This is a genomic window from Vibrio sp. 811 (genome assembly GCF_033339195.1).
On the sequence record NZ_JAWOUB010000151.1, the window covers coordinates 1 to 962 of the forward strand.

At 44.7% G+C, this 962-nt stretch carries 1 protein-coding gene; it reads right to left on the minus strand.

Going from position 1 to position 962, the window contains the following annotated elements; translation table 11 throughout:
• Window positions 1-219 precede the first annotated feature (219 nt).
• Window positions 220-962: 2OG-Fe(II) oxygenase family protein (locus tag R7Q46_RS25475; protein WP_318077980.1), on the minus strand; the 743-nt coding region annotated here is incomplete at its 5' end.

Genomic DNA, 962 nt, shown 5'->3' on the forward strand with positions numbered 1-962 from the left:
CCTTTTGAGAATCTCAAGCATTGGCCAAAGCAACGGGTTCTCTATTTCACTCTGACTGCTATCGCATACGCCATATTGATCTTCCATGCGCCCTCGTTTGATTTATAAGCGATTAAAATTGAGCAGGTTTCAAAGCTCAACGTCGTTACTTTTGTACCATAAACGAAAAAAGGCCGATAGCGAAAAACCATCGGCCTTTGGAATCAGGATCGCGTTTGATTAAATAACGCCTAGCTCACGTAAGCGTTCCATTAAGTAGCTGTGTGCTGTGTAACGCTCAGAAAGTACTGTATCTGGTTTTGGGTGCAAGAAAAGCGGTAATGAAATGCGCGATTTTTCTTGGCGAGCACCTGTTGGGTTGATAACTCGGTGCGTCGTTGACGGGAAGTAACCACCTGACGCTTCTTGTAGCATGTCACCGATGTTAATGATCAAGTTACCAAAATCACATGGAACATCGATCCACTCGCCATCTTTGCTCATAACTTGCAGACCAGGCTCGTTCGCCGCTGGCAGTACAGTCAGTAGGTTGATGTCTTCATGAGCGGCTGCGCGAATTGCACCTGGCTCTTCTTCGCCTGTCATTGGTGGGTAATGAAGAACGCGAAGCAACGTTTTGTCGCTGTTATTGATCATTTCTGACAGCGCGATAGAGAACTTCTCTTGTACGTCTTTTGGTGCGTACTCTTCTACCCAACCTAGCAGTTCTTGTGCAAAAGCGTTTGCGCGCTCGTAGTACTCAAGAATCTCTGCTTTCAACTGTTCTGGGATTTGTCCCCAAGGGTAAACATGAAAGTACTCTTTGATGTCTTTTACTTTGTGGCCTTTCGCAACTTCAGAAACCGAAGGTGGGAAATAACCATCTTGCGTTTCTACATTAAATTGGAAATCATTTTTTTCTTCTGAGCAGAAAAACTCGTGCCAGTTTTTGTAAATGGACTCAACCAACTCTTGAGGGATTG